This window comes from Pseudomonas sp. Root401, from assembly GCF_001425105.1.
In the GTDB taxonomy this organism is placed as follows: Bacteria; Pseudomonadota; Gammaproteobacteria; order Pseudomonadales; family Pseudomonadaceae; genus Aquipseudomonas; species Aquipseudomonas brassicacearum.
The window spans coordinates 281,621-300,062 of sequence record NZ_LMDO01000034.1; the positions used below are offsets into that span (position 1 = coordinate 281,621).

Consider the following 18,442-nt stretch of genomic DNA (forward strand, 5'->3'; position numbering starts at 1 on the left):
GTGCTTCAAGGATGCCACCTGATGCCGGTACAGATTCAATCTGGAAGCAAGTCGCCCACCCGGTGTGATTTTTTGTCTGGCCTGGATCAGTGCAATTCGCCCGTTTAAATCGCTTGCGTCACGATTCAACTCAATAAGGCTTCGCTCGTATACAAATACGAAACTGGATAGTTTCAAAGTGCTCCCCCCAGCGCAGGAATTCGCGCCTGTACTGCTGCGGCGCCATTAGCCCTCTGAGGGTCTGCAAGCGCTCAATTCGTAGTGTCGATAACGTCGATCACCATGGGTAAAGCCTCGACCCAGTGATCTTTAGGAATGCTGCCAGTAACTAGCGCGTAACGCATCCCAATCGAGGGGCGTTGCTTCTTTAGCAAGTAGGCTGCGGCGCCTGCACACATCTTCTCGGCTTCGTAGTAAGGCCTGTGGCCTGCCTGTTCGCTTTCATCTACGTCATCGAAATCTTCAAGATCCTCAGAGGTCAGCGTTTTGTGGCATGAGAAAGTCTTTTTGTCGTTAGCTAGCAGATCAGCCACGATCCCTTCAAGCCGCCCTGGTCGAAGCTCAACTGCACCCTTTTTGCGAAATGGGCAATTCGCGCAGGGCATGCGCATCCGAAAGTAACTTGCAAATGGGTCGAATTCTTTTTGCATTGTTCTACCTAGCGGAAAGCTGGCCGGTGGGCGTGACCAAATTTTCCGCGCATGCGCGGATTCTTTGTTGTTTAGGCTGAAACGTCATCGCCGCTCATGTTGCTAGTGAATTACGACTACACCAAGAGGCTTGCCGGTTGTTTTCGCGAAAAGCTCAATTCCGATCCCGTGAGCCGAAGCCTCTACCTCAGCAAGATACACATCGTACTCATGCAAATGGTCGGCAGCATACGTGGCAATGGAAGTGCTCAACTCGCCCTCATATTTAACCGTAGGCGCTAGGGGGTGGGTAAACGTAAACATGTCAGTTCAATCCGTAAATGCTAATGAGAGCAGCGCGAATGATACCCACCTAGGAGGCGTGTCATTTTCCCACCTGGAGACCGTTGAGCGTGATACGCCCAGCAGCGCTGAAAATTCATCCTGATGCAGCCGCATGCCAGCCCGTACCGCAGCCACAGACTGACCTGTTGCTACGGTTTCGAGGTGCGGCATGATGCGACATTCTCGAAGGCCCCGGCAAATATGCCGCAGAAAATCGTCTTCACGACAACCTTCCCAGCTTCGGACAGTGTTCCTCGATACGCCGAGGGCGACTCCAAGTTCATGCTGTGACAATCCCAGCGTCTTCCTGGTCGATTTAAGTAAACCGAAGTGCTGAGTCTTGCGCCGAGCCACTATCGGACACCGTGCGCAATGCGAAGGATTTGGGTAGCTATCGAGCGACATGCGATTCGCAAGGCCGCGCATTCAACAGCGCCAGCATTACAGAGCAGTCGCTCTACCTGCATGGCAATCGGATCAGGATCAGACTTTGCCGTATCTGAGAATGCCAACTGCTCGATATTTAATGATGTTCGGACTAAAGCGTCCTCTCGCTTGATTGTGATACAGCACTGACCTTGCTCTACTACGAGCTTGTGGGAAACATCATTGCCAGCCGAGACCATTTTGTCATTGCGGCCTAGCGATCCGTCGCGGTCGGCCGCCAGAGAGAGAAGTCGCTGTAGGACATATGTAACACCCGCAGCTGGCAACCGTGGGATAGGGCCATGGCGATAACCGTACTTCCGCAAGCCAATACCGCCATCCACGCATGTGAACAGCTCGAAGTGACCGCTGCGGAGCGCGTGATCGATAAGGGCTTTCCAGTTGGTGAAGCCTAAGCCGAGTACGCAGTCGTCAACAGGTCGATGACTCAAATAATGGGCTGCCGAACCGCAACTGGAGTCACTATCCAGAATGAACCCATCATCGACCGAATTGATATCGAATGTCGCGGCCTCAGCACTGAGAAAGAATAGTTGCATTTCGCTCATGATCGAGACTCCTTAAATGATGGAGTCATGATCACCGGGAAAGGGCTGTGTCACGGGGAGAGGTGGTGGTTTTCAACAAGACACTCGATACCTGAGTTGGGTTTCGAGGACAGCCGCAGCTGCCTATTGATCTGCTTGTTCGGCTTGATAACCAAGGTAATCCAAAGCTTTGAGCGCATCTTCCTTCGTCGCCGGATTGGCGTAGGCTGTAAGAAAGTTCGTGACAAGCTCATAGAGCATATCTGCTGTGGGATGGCCATTCTCAACAGTAGCTAGGCAGTACCTCTCCATCAGATCAAGCGGCATTTTTCCCAAGAAATCCTTTCCCAGCTTAGCCTGTACCTCCTGTGACAAAAAAGCGTACACAGAAAATGCATCGTCCGGGGAGCGCATGTCGGGACTAGGGGCTTCGCCTGGGTTGCCTGTAGGCGATGTAGGGGCGCTCGGAGAATCGAGATGTTGATTGCCCATAAGGGTGACACTCTGCAAGGGGAGAAAATCCACCATTCTAAGAGCGGTCACCCGATGGAGGGAACCGGGTCAGTCGCTTAGGTGGGCTCGATGCCAGCTAGTCGCTGCTCTGAGCTGGTAATCTTCCAAACACTCTAGCGCATTGCGCGCTGTCTTTCCTCGTAGAAGCGCCGGACGGCAAAGTGCCATGCCGATCATCGCATCAATCTTCTCATCGCCAGTCTTGAAGCCAAGGTCTGCTTCGGCCTGCTGGAGAATATGTAAACAGCCCCTGTAGGTTTGGGAGGCGTCCACAGCCCTGGCGTTAACCACCAGCGCTTCCAGAACCCAGGGCCAAGCAAGAGCTTGGAGCGGGGTAGGGGTCTTTCTCTCCACCAGCTGCATGTGTTTAACCACCCCGCAGACTGCATATAGCATGTACGTCTGCTCGGACTGAGAGTGTCTGGGGACAATGGTGATGGAGAAGTTACCCGTGAACTCCGGCGATACCCAGCGGGCACCTGTACTCTTGTCCTTGCGGATGAGCCGACCACTAGCATCGACTTCGTAGCTATGATTCGAGTCCGAAATGACTTCCCATGGCTCAAGCGGAAGCCCAGCTGGAAATATTTCGGGCGCTTGAGAGAACTTTAGGGTAGCTGGCCTATTAGTCATGGATTAGCCCAGATGTTTGGCAATGGCTGCGGCGATTGAATCTTTGCGGGGCGGCTTGACGATGTATGAGCTGGCGCCGGCCTCTGTAGCCAGAGCGACATCAAACATGCCGTCTTTGGACGAAAGCATGACGATCGGAGTGTCCTTGAACATGCTATTTGCCCGAACGAGCTTAGCCATCTCAATACCATTCATTCGTGGCATTTCGAGATCGATGAACAAGATATCAGGCTGGAAGGTCAGCATGTGGCTGATACCGTTCAAGCCGTCCGTGCCACACATGACCTCATGCCCTAGTTCACGAACAAACGCTTCAGCTGTGGTACGGATAGTTTTCGAGTCATCGATCACCATCACACGATATTGCTTTTCGCTCATGCAGCTCTCCTAAATTCCTTTGCCCTGATGACTAACAGTCGCCAGGGGAGTATCAGATACGGCCACTTACCTGATAGTGCAGGTCACGAATGCACTGATCGAGCCGTCCAGGTTGTTTCTTTTCACTAATCGCCCTGACTCCACGAATTAGGGATAGCTCAGCTGCCGCTTGAGGGCTTCCCAACTGATCCGCAACGGAGAGCCAGCAATACGCCGTGAACTCAGGCTCAGGGGCTTTAATCCGGCGAAGCATCACTTGTTGGGCATACTGAAACATGGCCTCGGCATCACCGCGCAAAGCTCGGTCTTGCAAACTTACAGTGTGGGGCTTTTCGGACGCTTCGGTTGCACCACTATTAGAATAAAACTGGGCTCCAGCCACGTCGCCAGCCTTGGCCAGTTCTTTAGCAAGTGACGATGCAGCATCATGGTCGCCCCTATCAGCAGCGTCACGAAGATACTGGATACCCAGCTCGGTATCGTTCAGATGCGGCTGAATTTGGTTTGTAAGCAGTTGGCCATATTCGCGGGCGGCTCTGGCACTGACCTTGGAGGCCTGCTCAAGAAGCTTTCGACCGTAGCTTTGGTCTGGCGCTACGCCCTGCCCACGTAAATAAAGCATACCGAGAACACGGGTCGCTTCTGCGAATCCATCCTCATGTGAGAGCGTTATATACTTCAACGCCTGTGACATGTCGGTTGGCATAGAGCCGTCCAAATGCATGCGGGCGAGGTCGTAAAACGCCTTAGCACTACCCGAGTATCCTGCCTGCTCCAAAAGCGAGGCTTTGCCCTGAATATCACCCAGCGAACCCAGGCGATTTGCCTCGTTAATCATGTCTTGAACAGCAGCTGCTTCACCGGCTCCTGCTGGGCTGACTTCAAGCGATTGGGCAGGTGCCACCGGAAACGCCTGAGCAACGGATGTATCGGCAGTTTCTTGCCGGGGCATGCCAGAGGAATCTACCTTCCCTACAGCAGGGGTACGCGGGAGAAGGGGATTGGGATCAACCCTCTTCTTCACAATGGCTACCGGCTCGTCGAAAGGGTTCGAGTTGTAATCGTAGTTGTTGGGTGAAGCGCAGCCTGTTAAAGCGGCAGCAGCCAACGTGATTGCTGAAAGGCGGGGCGGCATTTGAAAACCCTGAAAGAGGATCACCCAAACTTGCCGGTCACCCCCGATCAATGCAACTCAACATGGATCACTTCCTACGACGGGAACGCATAAACTGGGCGACCTCAAGCTCCAAAGAACCTATATCAACTTCCTGGGACGTATCAGGTTGGCTTTTGGAAGGCGATGCAGAAAAGGTCTCCTGAGCTTGCAGAAGTCGCTGGACTTCCTGCGCATACGCATCAGGCCGCGCCTTGCGCTGGCGGTGCTTAGACTTTGTTGGAGCTGGCTGGGCCGCATAAGTGGTACTGATAGTGCTGTCCAGAAACATTGCGTGCTCGCATTTTGCTAGCAAGATTTCGCTCAGTTCGGATTTGGATGTGGCTTTGCTGAACATTGATGGACTCCATGCTCATCATGTAGGAGGTTGAGCCCCCCAGCGATGGGAGGGCGCAGAATAAATGGTCTAAATCAATCGCTTGGGAGTCGGGCCATTGTCCGTCTGTGGCCATCAATGGTTTCTACGCAGATATCGTGCCCCGCAACGGCGTAGCGAGAGTAAATCATGCCCTTGAAGCTTATGGCTTTCAGATTCGCCAGTTTATCGCCCCAGCCGATGACGCCGTAATCGCCCATTGAATGCCGGCGAAGCAGTTCCTGCAAATCAGCAAGTGAAATCGACCCATTTTGCTGGAGGACATTCACCGCGTGAGACTGAACAGTACGACCTAAAGAGAGTGGAAACACACCTTCGCTTGTGTAGCGGCTGTGTAGCGCGATGAAGTCCTGCTCGCACTGAGCCTGATAGGCCAATTCTGTTGCTGCTTCCGACTTCTTCTGCTCTTTAAACGTAGCAAAGTCTGCCAATGCTTCTGCCGTCACGTCGTGCTTCGCAACCAAACATGGTTGTTGATATTTGTGATTGTAGGTGATGAACACGTCCTCCCGCTCAAGCGAGGCGAGCAGGTGCATTTTTCGTTCATCAAGAGTGGTGAACTGGCCATCGTCAGTTCCATCACGACTCGCGTAGTCGCTGAGCAATTGATCCAATGTTTCTGGGGCTAACTCGGTGTGCGGAATCAGCATTCTTGACGCTCCAATTGATTGGTTCCGCAAATCTTGCAGTGAGAAGCGCTGTGTCATTGCCGGTTCGACTATCTTTCTGAGCAGTGGTTAACGAACGAATAAACTGAATCTCGGCTGTCGGAGACAGGTAGATCAAAACCATAAAAAATGGATGTTTCCGATGGTAACCACGCAAAACCAATCGAGCGAGCCTGAGACAGCTCAGAGGCCACGTTCCGAGGCACCTTGTACGTTGAGGTGAGGAAGCCCTTTTCGATTGATGTAGGTCTAGCCAAAGCCCCTGCTGCCAGACCGATGAACGTACCGTCAACCCTGAGAGAAAGATGCTTTGCTTCTCTCAGAATCTTTCCAGTGTTCTGGTCTGCATCGTACTGGGCCGTCAGGCTCATACCCTCAGACCTTGAGCATGAAACTAACAATCTGCCAGTCCCATTCCAGGTGCGCTGCTCGCCTTGTAGGAAAACCTTTCCCCCTCTCCCGATGATTTCCCAACTAACCGGCAGCACGCCATTGTTCACAAGGTTGAGCTTTAACGCCTCTTCCACAGGCAGCTTCTGCGGAGACGACCCTGCATTCACCATCCGTTCGAAAAGGGTAGGGGAGACGCCTAAACGTATAAGGTAGCCGGTGATCGCTGCTGAAACGACTTGGCCGAGCGCGAGGTCATGGCTTGACACTGATCGGCTATAGAACCGATGTATTCCGAAAAAAGTATTTGCGTCTGCAAATCGGTAAACGCCTCCAGCGAATGTCATTAGACAGGCGCTTTGGCAAGAGCCGGGAATAGCTTTGCCATATGCTGCGCCACGCCTTCCAATTGCTGTGTTGAAGCCCGAGCGGCGTATGAACTCCCCTAACTCCATGCCAGCCTGCAAATCTCCACCGATACTGTTGATATAGATGGTCGCCCTCTCGATCTTGTTACTCGCCAAAGCGCTGGCAAGCTGTCGGGGGAGCGATGGAGTAATCTCGCCGTCAATGTAAATCTCAGCCGGCGCATTTCTCCCGTCTGGGTGTTTGAACGTCACCGCCTGAATCGTTGGCTCTGCTGCATGAGCAAGTGCGTGAAAGAGGGATGACAATGCGAAGGCTGACACTAAGCGCTTGATGTTCAATGGGTGGCCCTTGATGGTTCTCAGGGGCAAGGTTATGAGTTGATCGAAGCCAGTTCCACTCAACTCAATGCAGCTAAATTGCTGTCCACTCTCTTGGGGTCATGCGTCGGTCAGGTAGTTCGGGAATCACCTGCGCTTGGAGAATGGCGTACTGAACCGGGCTGGGTATGGGCACTGATAGCTCGCTGGGCACTTCCAGACCAAGCACATCACAAATGCGCTGAACCAGTTGCTCATACGCTGCCACGTAGCCGAGGTTCTGGGTGATGTATTTCGTCAAGGTGGCATGCTCAGGGGTTGCCCACTTCCAACAGGCTCGATACGGGGGCTTTCCCGAGACTACAAGCGAAATACCTGGAACAAAACGCGATGCTGATTTGGAGCTGATTTGACCAGAACTGATGCCTAACTCAGTTTCCTTGGCGTCTCGCCAGCGCTGGGCCAATGCCATAGCCATCGAATCATTGACCTCGGCTGTGATCATGAAAACCTTGGAATGGGTTTGCCGACTTTCTCCACGACCTTGCTGGATCGTGGGCCGGTAGCCGACAGTGTAACCTTCCGAGTCACGCAGAGGCACTATGCGGCGCTTTGCATAAGCATCAGCGGTCTTCCATCTGCCGGCAGCCTGAAAAGGAAGCTCGTCGCTTGGAAGAGGGGGGAAACTACCATCACTCACAGGAGGTGTTATTGGCACTTCTGTATCGATCAACCGGGTCATTTCCCACCCTGTCGGTGAGTAGAGTCAATCGAGGGGGGCAGCAAGGTCATTGAGCATAAATCCTTCAAAGCTAAGCCACTCATCGTCCGTATGGGACGGTTGAGGCTCCCGAGAATATGGTGTGGGAACCTGGGCCTTACTGCCCACCAAGTCTGAGCGTCCAGCGCGAGGCGCGAATTCGACTGCTTTTCCCTGCATTTGTTCCGAAGCAATATCTGACGTGACCGCTGGGGAATGGTACACCTTGATCACCGGGTCGGCGCCATCGAATACCTCAGCAAGGCGACGACCGGCCCATTTGTCACAACCGTGAATTTGCCTGTCATGATTAATGCCGGCGATCAGGCAGCATCGATTGAAAATCTGAGTTCGGATCACTGAGTAGGCGCAGTGTCATCGGCATGGACGCCAACGCCCCCGATTCCCGAAATGGGTGCCGGTTTGGAGATAGCCTTGTGGCGAGGCCTCATGCTGCCCAGCACAACAGCACCGGCAGCAAGGGGGATCAAACTGAACGTCAAACCGTAGAGAAAGCCATCTTCGTCAATGGTTTCGTGGAGCGATAACAAATACAAAGCCCCAACCAAGACTTTAAAAAGCAGGATTTGGGTTTTTGCAGGATGGCCACCCAAACACCGCTTAATCCATGGCGTGTAGGACACCCCAAAGAGGGCAGCTGCGATGATTGCAAAGTTGATGAGGGTTTCGGTCATGGCGGGCTCCAAAGCTCACGGAAAGGTAAATCTGCGGCCACTGGCGATCAACCGAACTGCATGCAGTTACATGTAGGCGAAAAAAAACCCCCACACGTTTCCGTGTGAGGGTTATCACCATCAGACCATCAAGCTACCCAGGTATCTGGATCGTACTTGAAATCAAGATCAGCGTAGAGACGCTGGAATTTCTCCCAAGAAAGCGATCCATCCCGCACCCGACTCTGCAAGGCAAGCCGCTCAGTCGAAAGCTTCCACTCTCGGGTCTGGGACAACTTGTCCAGCGTGTCGGCGGGTGCCAGCTGGGTAAAACCATTTGCACACAACTCCACCAAGGCTTCTTCTGCCGAAGTGAACGACGACTGGGTTTGGAACCCATTCTTGTCAAAGAGTTGGTAGCTGAAAGCACCTTCTTCACTCGCATCATGCAACACGTAACCGTATTGCGCTTGCGAGTTCTTGTAGATCAAGCCCATGCCCTGCTCATCAAAGAGTTTGAACATTTCATCGAGCAAGACCTGCTTTGCGTCAAGTTCCGCAGCCGAGTTTTCTACGAAGGCTTCCAAAGGCACCTTGCTAGGTGTCTGGGCGAGGAAGTTATCGCGAAAATCAGTTGCACGCTCAGAGAAATACTGACGCAGATTGAGAGTATCCATTTCCGCCTCCCCTTACTCGTTCGCGCCAAAAGCAGACACGGCAGTACCGTTTCTGAATTCTTGGCCATTGAACGTATAACGGATGCTTTTTGCAGCGGTCTCACGCGCTTTGCATTCCCCACGGTGTGGCTGGGATTCGCAGAGTACGTTGAGTTGCGCATTGGCTTGGCGGTCGTGCTGAACCTGATCCACAGCACCGACCAAAACACCTAATAGGGCGGCAGCAATGCTGAGTGAAGCAATTTTCAACTTGGATTTCATGATTATCTCCGACCTGTAGAGCGCAGGCGAATAGATGTACGCCAAGTGCTCTAGGGCTTGGCGGGTATTGCAGGAATCAACCTGACCAGCACAAGCCCGAAGGCCTGAGTTGGTTCAGACCTAGGGCGAAGCAGAACTAGCTTAGGAAAACTGTTCGATGCGTTGCAGCGCTCTCGCGCACAGATCATCCAGCTCCTTTTTTGCACTCGTCGCTAATGCATCCAAGCAAGCACTGACGCGCTCCTCAAATGAATGCAGGCGTGACTTCATGCGCGCTGCGAAGACTTCATCAAAGTACAAGGTCATTTCGGAACCGTGGCCCAATAACTCCCACTGCGCTTTCCCGACTTCCCATTCTGCCCACTCACCAATTGTCATCGGCGCCGGCCATTCTGCGTACTCAAATTTATTATCATCAAGCCAAACGATTTTGGAGCCTGCAACGGCCTTTAGCCATTCCACACATTCCTCGTTTGTCCAATGAATGCCACGCAACGTGTACTTAATCTTGTACGTAGGATCGGGCGGAGCAATACAGTTGTCATCGCAATCCATCCAAGGCGGCATGAATCGCAAGACCATGAACCTCCGACCAATATCCTTATTGTACTTCAATGCATTTTTAAGCGAGTTCATTAGCGTATCCGACCTGTAGAGCGCAGGCGTATTTTTGTAACGCCAAGTGCTCTAGGGCTTGGCGGGTATTCAGGCATAAACCTAACCAGCACAAGCCCAATGGCCTGATTGGTTTCAGGCCTAGGTCATCGTTTCATTTTCGCGGGATGGAAATCGTCAAGGTGCTTTCATCCTCGAAGTGAAGACAGATGCTGACCTCGCCGGTTTCAACCCAGGCAATTTTCCTACCTTTCAAAACACTCGCGTCGTCACCAAGGTTTTCAAGCTTGGTTTGAACGATGGGAAGGCGTGCGTGCGCGTAGCGAAAAGCGACTTCCAACTCCTGCTTTTCGGGGACGCAATGCGTTTCAACACAAGCTTCACGGGTGGAAGTCTTAGGGCGGAAGAAAGAGGCAACGCACAACAGTGCATTTTTGATCGGTTTCATGTGTATCTCCAACCTGTAGAGCGCAGGCGATAAGGTATTAAAGCCAAGTGCTCTAGGGCTTGGCGTGTGTCGCAGGTGTAGACCTGACCCGCACAAGCACGAGGCCTGAATCGTGTCAGGCCAAAGCCGAAGGATTATCCCTTACGGGACATTCAGTTATGAGTGTCGTCTGCAATACGTTGAAGCGCAGCGTTGCAAAGTTCTTCAATTTCCTCTTTGGCGTTCATAGCCATAAGATCCAATAACTCATCAATGTTGAGTTCGTAACCCTCGTCAAGCTCCATTGAATCATCATCGAATTGGTCGTCGTCGAAATGATCGCCATCGCTACCCCAACAAAGCTTTTCAAACCGATGCGGTTCGTCATCGCCAAGATTATCTACCCCGGAAAAAGCCGACCCAGTGATCAACTCGTATGCAACTCGCGCACGATCTTTCGCATGACCTGGCATCCAGAGAATTACTTCATTCTTACCGCTGCAATGCCTCGCAACGAGTGGTCGAATGTACTGGTCTTGTCCATAGTCATCAGTCGAAAAATCTTCCGATCCAGCTGTGATAATCCAGCTTTCCCATTGGAGAACGTTTTGTTTTTCCACGGAGCTATGAATGATCGAAGGTGTCAACTCCTTACAATTCACAACCCTACCTTTCTCAAAAGCCTCGAAGAAGAAATCCTTGAAGTGCAGGTTCTCCACAAGTGGCGATGCACTCGGGTTTAAACCATGCGCAAGACAGTAGCGTCCCAATTCAACACACAACTCCCGCGCTACGTCGCACGCTTGTAGATACGGGTGGTTCCGGTCAAATCGATGTTGGTCGGTCGTTCCCCATTTTTCCGATGGGTAAAGCACCGAATCCAACTCACTTTTGTCTTTGCCCCAGTATTCCGGGCTTTGCTGCCAAATCCCTTGCATCACCTTGAACTGAACATCAGCAAGGGCGGTTTTGATCAGTAGTGGAAAAGCCGATATGTGGTTATTTTTCATGTGTATCTCCGACCTGTAGAGCACAGGCGATGGTTTATTACGCCAAGTGCTCTAAGGCTTAGCGGCTTTCGGGTGTATCACCTGACAAAGCGCAAGCCTGCCGGCCTGAGAATTGTCAGGCCATGACCGGGTGAATCGAGTGGCGTCACATCAGAACCTGGGTATCCAGGATGACGGTGATCCGTGCGGTAGGCATCAGTCCGAAGTGCTCACCATTGCCATACATCTCACCCTCAGACTGAGGGCGGTTGCAGACAAGGATGTTCAGTGGCTCGAAGTGAGCTTTGCCGTGACGATCAAACCAGTTCGATTCGACTGCATACACGCTTCCAGCAATTACGATGTGCATGCCGGCCCGTACTGCGTGTGCAGGGAGAAGTTGAGTTTGCATTTGATGTATCCGACCTGTCGGGGCAGGCAATGAGATAGCACCAAGTTCCCGATGCTTGGCGTTAACAACCACATGGGATGCACGCCGAACCTATAGGCTGGATGCAGCCCATAGTGGGAAGGGGGGGGAGGGAGGTTTAAGCGGTCAAAGCGAACAAGGGCATGGTCACCTGGGTGGCCGGTTTCTCTATCGCTGGTACTTGCTGGGCTTCCTGGGAAACCTGATTCACCTCGGTTGCATGTTTTTTGGTGAGCGGACTGATCAAACCTTTGACGGTCTTACCGATCAACTCGCCAACTGCGACGAACGCGCAGTAGATGACTGACTGCCCGAGAACCTCATGCGCTGTGGTAGCGCTAAGTCCCTCTATCAGTCGTACTGGGATCGTCTTCACCCGTGCATGCTCGTACTCAGTCATGAGTCGCGACAGCGAAGGATCGTGCGATGCAACGATGAAGGGCTCGGTGCTTCGGGCTTTGGCGTAGCCGCGACCGATTGTTCCGCACCCGTCTTCCTCTCCCGTTAGGAGTTGACGCATAAAGCCCTTACCGCTGGCCTTATCACGTACCTCCTTATCCGCCAAGTAGTCGTAAGGTTTCCAACGGTCAGAATCGACCGGGATCACTTCGAGCACGTCGGCGAGCTTTTCCTCTTTTTGACGAACTGGAACCAACTGCTCGAAATCCACTGGCCCGCAAACGCCCGGTGTGGTTGCTACCAAGCACAGGCGTTTCCGCTTCTCCAACGAACCCATCGACGGGCCGTCCAGTACGGTCTCACTCAGCTGATAACCAAGATGGGACAGAACGGATCGGATTACCGTCATAGCAGCTTCCGTCATGTACTCCACGACGTTTTCAAGAATCACGACACAAGGATTCGTGACTTTGACCCAGTTCAGATAGTCGTGAAACAGGCTGCCTGCGGTAGAGTGTTCCTCTGCACAGGACAGCTTGTTTTTTGATTTTCCTGCGCGTGAAGCCCCAGTGCAGGGCACTCCGCCGACAAGTACATCTGCCTGCGGTATGCCGCTACCGAGGATGTTCACGTCACGAATGTCACCGTTGATCACGATGCTATCGTCACGCCACAACTCAGGATTGTTTTTTAGAGAAGCGTCGATGTAGTCGCCTTCCAGCTCCACACCAACTTTCACATAGCTTGCCAACTTTGAGCGCTGCATACCTTCATGCAGAGCCGCGTCTAGTACCCCTCCGCCATGGAACAACGAAACCACATGAAGGGGTTCATTGCTTTTGAGTTTGTCCAGGAACCGCGTTACGCGCTCCTGAACTCTCATAGCAATATGGGAAGGTGAAATGATGATACGGCCATTCTGTACAGCAACACGAAGCTTCGTGCCGATGTTGAACAGCTCAGTGATGATGACGTCACGCAACTCGATGAGTGGGTAAACCCGCTCGTTACGAGTGCGCTTGCTGACAATGATCGTTTTCCCAGCGAAACCTTGCGGCGCAGGGCGTAGCTCGATTCGCTTGAGTTTGCTAGACACGCTCAGAACATACTGAACGCCAATTTCCACTCCTGCATGGGCCAAGCGTTGGCCTTCTAACCAAATCCGAGGAACGGATCGGGACTCAGAAACGAGAGTGTTGATTACGCATGTAGACATTTTTGGATGCTCCTGACCCTCAGCGAAACGAAGTTCCTGGTCGGGTGAGTGGTGGTTGTACGCGCAAAGCGGGGACAAACACCAAGCCCAGGGCAAGAGTTTGTCTTGCCGCAGGCGAGCGATATGAAGATGGTCTGACGATTTCTACCGTCTCGCTCACGATGACGTGAGGGATAGGGTCTGCGAAGAGGCACGCGATGACGCGAGGCTAGCCGCAGTGTAGGCACATTAGAGTGCTACATAGAACATCGCCTTTTTAACACCGCCAGGCCGGCAAGTAAACCGAACAACTGAGCACCCATGCGGAGCAGTAACTGCACAAGGTTGGGTTGAGAATGAACACTAGATGCTGAGAATGATGGAGACACACAGCCAGTCGAGCAGCCGTTTTGTGCCAGCAGTGCCCGATTCCACGTCGCCAATTCCTAACCCAAGGTTTGACAGCTTTAGCTGGCATGCTCGTGCTCATGCATCCAAGTACGGCGCCGGCACAGCCGAAGAAAGACTGGCGCCAAGTCCTCTTGGATCGTGATCGATGGCTGAGCCTGGAGCGCGGTGCCACTGGGGAGAAAGGCCAGTTCCTCTATTACCGTTACGGTAGCGGGTTTGATCGGAAAGGGTACAACATCGCCTGCCACTTGCTTCGTGATGTGGAAAGCGGTGTTACCTTCGCCATGAATCCGAAGCTGATAGATTTACTTTTTTTGATCCAGGGCTGGCTTCGCATCAATAAAATGCCTTTCCACATTATCATTCAGAGCGGATACCGCACGCCGGCACACAACGCCCGCCTTGCGAAAGCTGCCAAGCAGTCTGAGCACGTAAAAGGAAACGCAGCGGATATCAGGATTCCGGGGCTCAGCACGGACGCGCTGACAAGACTTGCGAAGGCCGTGGGGGTGGGTGGTGTTGGCTTTTACCCACAGAACGGCTTTGTGCATGTGGATGTGGGCAGGCTTAGGCAGTGGACGGGCTAAACCCGCCCAGTGTCAATTTGAAACAGGCTTCTTCGCCCGAGGTTTCTTGGGCTGTGCCGGCTCAGGTGCAGGGCCTCGTCCCATAAAATGATTTTCGAAGCCTTCGAAGCGCTCCTGAATTGCTTGTTCGCTACCCCGAGCAATTTCTTCATCCGTATCCTCGATACGCATGAGGTCAAGCGTCGATCTGATCCTGACAGCGTCGCCGGCTCGCAATCCGCTTACGATTTCCTCGCCCTCCCGATTACGCTCGATGTTCCACCCTGGGACTATGTACCCCTTTTCTTCCCATTCGGCGAACCGTTTCTTCTGCTCCGACTTGAAGCGGCGCTTAACCTTGCCGTACTCAGATTTGGAGCCGCTAAATTCGAAGTAACGCTCAAGCTTGATTGGAAAGACCCCATCGCGGTGAGAGGCGATGAGCGGCAGCAGTTTCTTCCCAAAACGGTCGAGTTTATCCCATATCTCGAAGGGGAGAAGGGTCGTGTTTACACCGTCGAAAAATACCGCCGCCAAAGGGTCAAGGTTGATCATCATCCGTTTAGTAACGGGGTTGTGAGTCACGTTTTGGATGAAGCTGAGGGTGATATCAACGTCGTGATCGTTTTCGAGGCCATGGGCAATCATGCCCAAGTGACTTTCGTACCGGTTTTTCACCAATTGCTGGAAAAAGGCGCCATCTGCCATGTCAGAAAGATTCGGTGAAGTCAGGATGCTGAGCAGTCGCCGAAGAGCTGGCTTGCTGCTGACTTTCAACTCACCGGCTTCTAGGTCATCAAGGATTCGCCGAGCCTTAACGTAATTCGCGCCAGAGTTTGCATCGAGGTCAAGCCAGCGTAGAACGTCAGCTTGAGTCGCATGGATTGGTTTCGTGATTGATCGACCTCGGGCGAGAACCATCAGCTTTACCAGCACAATCTCGTGATCAACTGTGAGCACTGGCCCCCTGTAGTGGATGCTGCCACTACCGAGACTGAAAATTTCAGTCCATTCCAAATACTGACTTTTGTTGCGGATGTTTACCTTTCCTGCCGTGAACAATGAAGACCGGAGGATAGGGTTGCTCTGCTCAAAAAAACGCTCGTTCGTGAAGGGAAGAATGCCTTGGCCAGAACCCTGCTCAAAGCGGTCTCGCATAATTGATTTACGAGAGTCGATGATGCCTCGCTGAATTTCTTCCGGCGTCAGTTCCAACTCGTCAGTCATTGATCCCCCCTTTACTCGTATCGGCATAGCTCTCACTGCTGACAGGATATATGCCCTTTACCATTATTTATAACCATTTGTTAGATCGATGAAGAATAAGCAGGGCGGTGGCTGTAAGCGTTTGCTTGGTTGACCGGAATCCTGTGTACGCATCACTGGCTTGCTTGGGGGCACTATAACGGCTAGGAACAGCTGGTAAACGCGTACAGGCCAGTATTCACGGGGCGCTCACCAGATTCCGGTGCCACCCCAAATACCAAAATGGGTATTCAGACCTCGGTATCAACTTGCCGCCTTACATATGGATCAACCATGTAGAGCCCCCGTTGGAGCAACCGCTCAGCTGTTTCCGGTAGGTTTGTACTCTCAACGACAACCTCGGGCCGACGTGTTGCGTGCGCTCAGCCAATTCCGGTGAGTTCAGTTGCAAGCACCCCAGATTTCTGATCAAGCGCACAGCAGATTCCTGTCTCAGCGACTCCGGCTGGAGTGGGTGATGGGTTGCCCAGCCCTTTGATTTCGCGCCGCTCACCAGTTTCCTGCCGGTTCGGTTGCAATTGATTTAGCTATCTGATCAAAGCGCTCGGCAGTTTCCTGTACACCAACGCATCGCAGGTAATCAGGTGAAAGCCAACAAACACGGGGCGCTCGGCAGATTCCGGTCAATCGGTTTGCTTTAATTGGGGGCGTTCAACAGCTTCCTGGAGGTGCCTTTGCTCAATTGCCTGGGGCAATTGTTCAGATCAACAGTTGAGCGCTCGCGAGATTCCGGTCTACCAAGCATTCGTAGGGGCCAATGAAACTTAGGCGTTCAGCGGGTTCCAGTCGTACTGGATGCCTTCTAAATCCACTTGTGTGCTAACTGCGCTCACAGGATTCCGGTCGGCGCTTCCATGCTGCACCTCCTAGCTATGTCCGCACTGGTGGACAGTAGAAACCTAAATCACTCCTGGCGCTCAGCAGATTCCGGTCGGCCTTGCTGTGGAGCGCTCGCCAGTTTCCGGTCGCACCATTCGCCTGCTGGACGCCGAGCGTTCTCCTGGCGCTCGGCAGATTCCGGTCGGCCTTGGCATGGAGCGCTCGCCAGATTCCGGTCGTACTGGTCGCCTGCTGATCATCGGGCGTTCTCCTGGCGCTCGGCAGATTCCGGTCGGCCTTGGGATGGAGCGCTCGCCAGATTCCGGTCGTACTGGTCGCCCACTGGTTGCCGGGCGTTCTCCTGGCGCTCGGCAGATTCCGGTCGGCCTTGGGGCGGAGCGCTCGCCAGATTCCGGTCGCACTGGTCGCCCACTGGTTGCCGGGCGTTCTCCCGGCGCTCAGCAGATTCCGGTCGGCCTTGGCATGGAGCGCTCGCCAGATTCCGGTCGTACTGGTCGCCCACTGGTTGCCGGGCGTTCTCCTGGCGCTCGGCAGATTCCGGTCGGCCTTGGGACGGAGCGCTCGCCAGATTCCGGTCGCACTGGTCGCCCACTGGTTGCCGGGCGTTCTCCCAGCGCTCAGCAGATTCCGGTCGGCCTTGGCATGAAGCGCTCGCCAGATTCCGGTCGCACTGGTCGCCCACTGGTTGCCGGGCGTTCTCCCGGCGCTCAGCAGATTCCGGTCGGCCTTGGTATGGAGCGCTCGCCAGATTCCGGTCGCGCTGGTCGCCTACTGGTTGCCGGGCGTTCTCCCAGCGCTCAGCGGATTCCTGTCAGCACAGGTGGACTGATGATCCTCCAACCCAAAACGACTCATTGCTGCCGAACTAAGCGTAGACGTTGGCGGGCTGTTAGCATCCCGCCCCATCGGTGCATAGAGTAAAATCAACGGGTTGAGTTGCATCGCATAATAGATCGTGGTTGGCGCTCAGCAGATTCCGGTGTTTAGATGAAGAATCAGCTAGATTTGATAACCAACTAGATGAAAGCCACGAAAGGCCCGACACGTAAGGCTTACAGAGGGTTATTACTTAATTGATCACAGCATATTCACAGGATATTCACAGGGATATTCACAGAAAAGCCGCAGCTTATGCACAGCTGGGAGCATGTAAATGGGCTGAACCGGAATCCTATGTACGCTCACCGGAATCTGGCGTGCAAAGGCAGGAAACTCGTGTGCGCTCACCGGAAACTCTTGTACGTCGCCCGGAAAGTCCTGTACGTCAACCGTTATCTCACGTACAGCGTCTATCACGGGGCTTTAAGCGGGGCGGGGCTCGCAGGAATGTATCAACAGCCTATAACCCCATAAGCTCTAACCCGAGGTTCTAACCCCTTTTTTGTAATAACCCTTACAAGTTTCAACCCTGGTTGAAACCCTTTATAAACTGGGCGTGAAAGAATTTTCGTGGGCGCGGTTTAAGGCCTGACGAGTCGCTTCGAAGCATCGGAGTTGAGGATCGCACCAGCGTACTCACGGAACGGATTTCCATAGGTGTGATCAGCAAACCCAGACGATTCCATCATTCCCATCCAGCCAGCGACCACTTCGGGGTTAGCCCCATAAAGACCCACCTTAACGTTGCCGGCTGCATTTACTCGGGTAGTAAGGATTGGCAATCGTGCAACAGCAGCAGCGTCTCTAAGCTCAGGTGTCGAATCAAAACTCGCGTCTACGATTTGAATCCCACCAAAACTCAACCTTGGCAGGGCCTCTAATCGCTCGACGGCTCTGTTGATCATCCTTTTCAGATACCAAGGCTGGATTTGAGCCATAGCCGAGCGAGCTACAATGCGCCAACTCATCAACTCGCTCGGATCAATCCCTGGGCACTCCCCACGCATCGCTGCTGAAAGGCAGTGATCGCTGGCTGCAACTAGACGGTGCTCAGGCCGACAAACCCCAAGAATCTTGGCTACTTGTCCAATGGAAGATCCTTCCCAGTATTCACTAGGGCTTGCTTCGTAGCCTGGGTCACCTGGGTTGTGATGATCAACGATCAAATCTCTGTCCTGACTGTATCGATCTGAACGGCACTCAACCCAAATGATTTGCCGGCATTGATCTATCGGCTTCGATAACTCGTCTGCTCTGTAAGCATTACCACTGGTACAGCGCCGCCCA

Annotated in this window: 21 protein-coding genes; 1 reads left to right on the forward strand and 20 read right to left on the reverse strand. The window is 53.2% G+C overall.

The window, feature by feature from the left end; translation table 11 throughout:
• Positions 1-251: 251 nt before the first annotated feature.
• From ASC85_RS23015 to ASC85_RS23105, 18 genes are all read right to left on the reverse strand, one after another.
• On the reverse strand, positions 252-650 hold the full coding sequence (locus ASC85_RS23015; protein WP_177343179.1) for a hypothetical protein: 399 nt from the start codon (positions 648-650) through the stop codon (positions 252-254).
• Positions 651-959: 309 nt separating this feature from the next.
• Positions 960-1,400: a helix-turn-helix domain-containing protein gene (locus ASC85_RS33945; RefSeq protein WP_082534457.1), complete on the reverse strand. Its 441-nt coding sequence runs from the start codon at positions 1,398-1,400 to the stop codon at positions 960-962.
• On the reverse strand, positions 1,328-1,969 hold the full coding sequence (locus ASC85_RS32305) for a hypothetical protein (RefSeq protein WP_057451502.1): 642 nt from the start codon (positions 1,967-1,969) through the stop codon (positions 1,328-1,330). The genes ASC85_RS33945 and ASC85_RS32305 overlap by 73 nt, the downstream gene beginning before the upstream one ends.
• 123 nt (positions 1,970-2,092) lie before the next feature.
• Positions 2,093-2,440 carry a hypothetical protein gene (locus tag ASC85_RS23030; protein WP_156395699.1) on the reverse strand — a complete coding sequence of 116 codons (348 nt, stop codon included), beginning with the start codon at positions 2,438-2,440 and terminating at the stop codon, positions 2,093-2,095.
• 657 nt (positions 2,441-3,097) lie between these two features.
• A complete protein-coding gene (locus ASC85_RS23040) occupies positions 3,098-3,472 on the reverse strand; it encodes a response regulator (RefSeq protein ID WP_057451505.1) in 375 nt (124 codons plus the stop codon).
• Positions 3,473-3,524: 52 nt separating this feature from the next.
• Entirely contained in the window at positions 3,525-4,607 is a 1,083-nt protein-coding gene (locus ASC85_RS23045; RefSeq protein WP_156395700.1) for a tetratricopeptide repeat protein, read from the reverse strand.
• 67 nt (positions 4,608-4,674) lie between these two features.
• Entirely contained in the window at positions 4,675-4,983 is a 309-nt protein-coding gene (locus ASC85_RS23050) for a hypothetical protein (protein WP_057451507.1), read from the reverse strand.
• A gap of 74 nt (positions 4,984-5,057) precedes the next feature.
• Positions 5,058-5,672, reverse strand: coding sequence for a YheU family protein (locus ASC85_RS23055; protein ID WP_057451508.1), 615 nt, complete (start codon positions 5,670-5,672; stop codon positions 5,058-5,060).
• A 68-nt stretch (positions 5,673-5,740) separates the two neighbouring features.
• Complete coding sequence (locus ASC85_RS23060; RefSeq protein WP_156395701.1) at positions 5,741-6,787, reverse strand: hypothetical protein; 1,047 nt, start codon at positions 6,785-6,787, stop codon at positions 5,741-5,743.
• Positions 6,788-6,860: 73 nt separating this feature from the next.
• Positions 6,861-7,508 (reverse strand): hypothetical protein, encoded by a 648-nt coding sequence (locus tag ASC85_RS32310; RefSeq protein WP_116893082.1) that lies wholly within the window; start codon positions 7,506-7,508, stop codon positions 6,861-6,863.
• A 374-nt stretch (positions 7,509-7,882) separates the two neighbouring features.
• On the reverse strand, positions 7,883-8,221 hold the full coding sequence (locus ASC85_RS23070; protein WP_057451511.1) for a hypothetical protein: 339 nt from the start codon (positions 8,219-8,221) through the stop codon (positions 7,883-7,885).
• 128 nt (positions 8,222-8,349) lie between these two features.
• Positions 8,350-8,877: a hypothetical protein gene (locus ASC85_RS23075; RefSeq protein ID WP_057451512.1), complete on the reverse strand. Its 528-nt coding sequence runs from the start codon at positions 8,875-8,877 to the stop codon at positions 8,350-8,352.
• Between the two features lie 12 nt (positions 8,878-8,889).
• Complete coding sequence (locus ASC85_RS23080) at positions 8,890-9,138, reverse strand: hypothetical protein (RefSeq protein WP_057451513.1); 249 nt, start codon at positions 9,136-9,138, stop codon at positions 8,890-8,892.
• A 141-nt stretch (positions 9,139-9,279) separates the two neighbouring features.
• A complete protein-coding gene (locus ASC85_RS23085; RefSeq protein ID WP_057451514.1) occupies positions 9,280-9,774 on the reverse strand; it encodes a hypothetical protein in 495 nt (164 codons plus the stop codon).
• Between the two features lie 133 nt (positions 9,775-9,907).
• The gene (locus tag ASC85_RS23090; protein ID WP_057451515.1) at positions 9,908-10,201 is read right to left on the reverse strand and encodes a hypothetical protein; all 294 of its coding nucleotides are present in this window, start codon (positions 10,199-10,201) and stop codon (positions 9,908-9,910) included.
• A gap of 152 nt (positions 10,202-10,353) precedes the next feature.
• Positions 10,354-11,190, reverse strand: coding sequence for a hypothetical protein (locus tag ASC85_RS23095; protein WP_057451516.1), 837 nt, complete (start codon positions 11,188-11,190; stop codon positions 10,354-10,356).
• A gap of 145 nt (positions 11,191-11,335) precedes the next feature.
• Positions 11,336-11,581, reverse strand: coding sequence for a hypothetical protein (locus ASC85_RS23100; protein WP_057451517.1), 246 nt, complete (start codon positions 11,579-11,581; stop codon positions 11,336-11,338).
• A 136-nt stretch (positions 11,582-11,717) separates the two neighbouring features.
• Complete coding sequence (locus ASC85_RS23105; protein ID WP_057451518.1) at positions 11,718-13,214, reverse strand: DNA cytosine methyltransferase; 1,497 nt, start codon at positions 13,212-13,214, stop codon at positions 11,718-11,720.
• Between the two features lie 455 nt (positions 13,215-13,669).
• Between ASC85_RS23105 and ASC85_RS23110 the strand changes: the two genes are divergently transcribed.
• Positions 13,670-14,191, forward strand: coding sequence for a YcbK family protein (locus tag ASC85_RS23110; RefSeq protein WP_057451519.1), 522 nt, complete (start codon positions 13,670-13,672; stop codon positions 14,189-14,191).
• 12 nt (positions 14,192-14,203) lie between these two features.
• Here the strand turns inward: ASC85_RS23110 and ASC85_RS23115 are convergent, their stop codons facing one another.
• On the reverse strand, positions 14,204-15,397 hold the full coding sequence (locus tag ASC85_RS23115) for a hypothetical protein (protein WP_057451520.1): 1,194 nt from the start codon (positions 15,395-15,397) through the stop codon (positions 14,204-14,206).
• A gap of 2,339 nt (positions 15,398-17,736) precedes the next feature.
• On the reverse strand, positions 17,737-18,442 hold a 706-nt coding region (locus ASC85_RS32315; protein WP_236712397.1), incomplete at its 5' end, for a hypothetical protein.

Bases quoted from the DNA above. Each gene is read 5' to 3' on its own strand.
- ASC85_RS23070 (WP_057451511.1), bottom strand. From the start codon at position 8,221: ATGACCGAAACCCTCATCAACTTTGCAATCATCGCAGCTGCCCTCTTT.
- ASC85_RS23115 (WP_057451520.1), bottom strand. From the start codon at position 15,397: ATGACTGACGAGTTGGAACTGACGCCGGAAGAAATTCAGCGAGGCATC.
- ASC85_RS23110 (WP_057451519.1), top strand. From the start codon at position 13,670: ATGCTCGTGCTCATGCATCCAAGTACGGCGCCGGCACAGCCGAAGAAA.
- ASC85_RS33945 (WP_082534457.1), bottom strand. From the start codon at position 1,400: ATGCGCGGCCTTGCGAATCGCATGTCGCTCGATAGCTACCCAAATCCT.
- ASC85_RS23095 (WP_057451516.1), bottom strand. From the start codon at position 11,190: ATGAAAAATAACCACATATCGGCTTTTCCACTACTGATCAAAACCGCC.
- ASC85_RS23090 (WP_057451515.1), bottom strand. From the start codon at position 10,201: ATGAAACCGATCAAAAATGCACTGTTGTGCGTTGCCTCTTTCTTCCGC.
- ASC85_RS23105 (WP_057451518.1), bottom strand. From the start codon at position 13,214: ATGTCTACATGCGTAATCAACACTCTCGTTTCTGAGTCCCGATCCGTT.
- ASC85_RS23075 (WP_057451512.1), bottom strand. From the start codon at position 8,877: ATGGATACTCTCAATCTGCGTCAGTATTTCTCTGAGCGTGCAACTGAT.
- ASC85_RS23045 (WP_156395700.1), bottom strand. From the start codon at position 4,607: ATGCCGCCCCGCCTTTCAGCAATCACGTTGGCTGCTGCCGCTTTAACA.
- ASC85_RS32310 (WP_116893082.1), bottom strand. From the start codon at position 7,508: ATGACCCGGTTGATCGATACAGAAGTGCCAATAACACCTCCTGTGAGT.
- ASC85_RS23085 (WP_057451514.1), bottom strand. From the start codon at position 9,774: ATGAACTCGCTTAAAAATGCATTGAAGTACAATAAGGATATTGGTCGG.
- ASC85_RS23030 (WP_156395699.1), bottom strand. From the start codon at position 2,440: ATGGGCAATCAACATCTCGATTCTCCGAGCGCCCCTACATCGCCTACA.
- ASC85_RS23080 (WP_057451513.1), bottom strand. From the start codon at position 9,138: ATGAAATCCAAGTTGAAAATTGCTTCACTCAGCATTGCTGCCGCCCTA.
- ASC85_RS23100 (WP_057451517.1), bottom strand. From the start codon at position 11,581: ATGCAAACTCAACTTCTCCCTGCACACGCAGTACGGGCCGGCATGCAC.
- ASC85_RS23015 (WP_177343179.1), bottom strand. From the start codon at position 650: ATGCAAAAAGAATTCGACCCATTTGCAAGTTACTTTCGGATGCGCATG.
- ASC85_RS23055 (WP_057451508.1), bottom strand. From the start codon at position 5,672: ATGCTGATTCCGCACACCGAGTTAGCCCCAGAAACATTGGATCAATTG.
- ASC85_RS23050 (WP_057451507.1), bottom strand. From the start codon at position 4,983: ATGTTCAGCAAAGCCACATCCAAATCCGAACTGAGCGAAATCTTGCTA.
- ASC85_RS32305 (WP_057451502.1), bottom strand. From the start codon at position 1,969: ATGAGCGAAATGCAACTATTCTTTCTCAGTGCTGAGGCCGCGACATTC.
- ASC85_RS23040 (WP_057451505.1), bottom strand. From the start codon at position 3,472: ATGAGCGAAAAGCAATATCGTGTGATGGTGATCGATGACTCGAAAACT.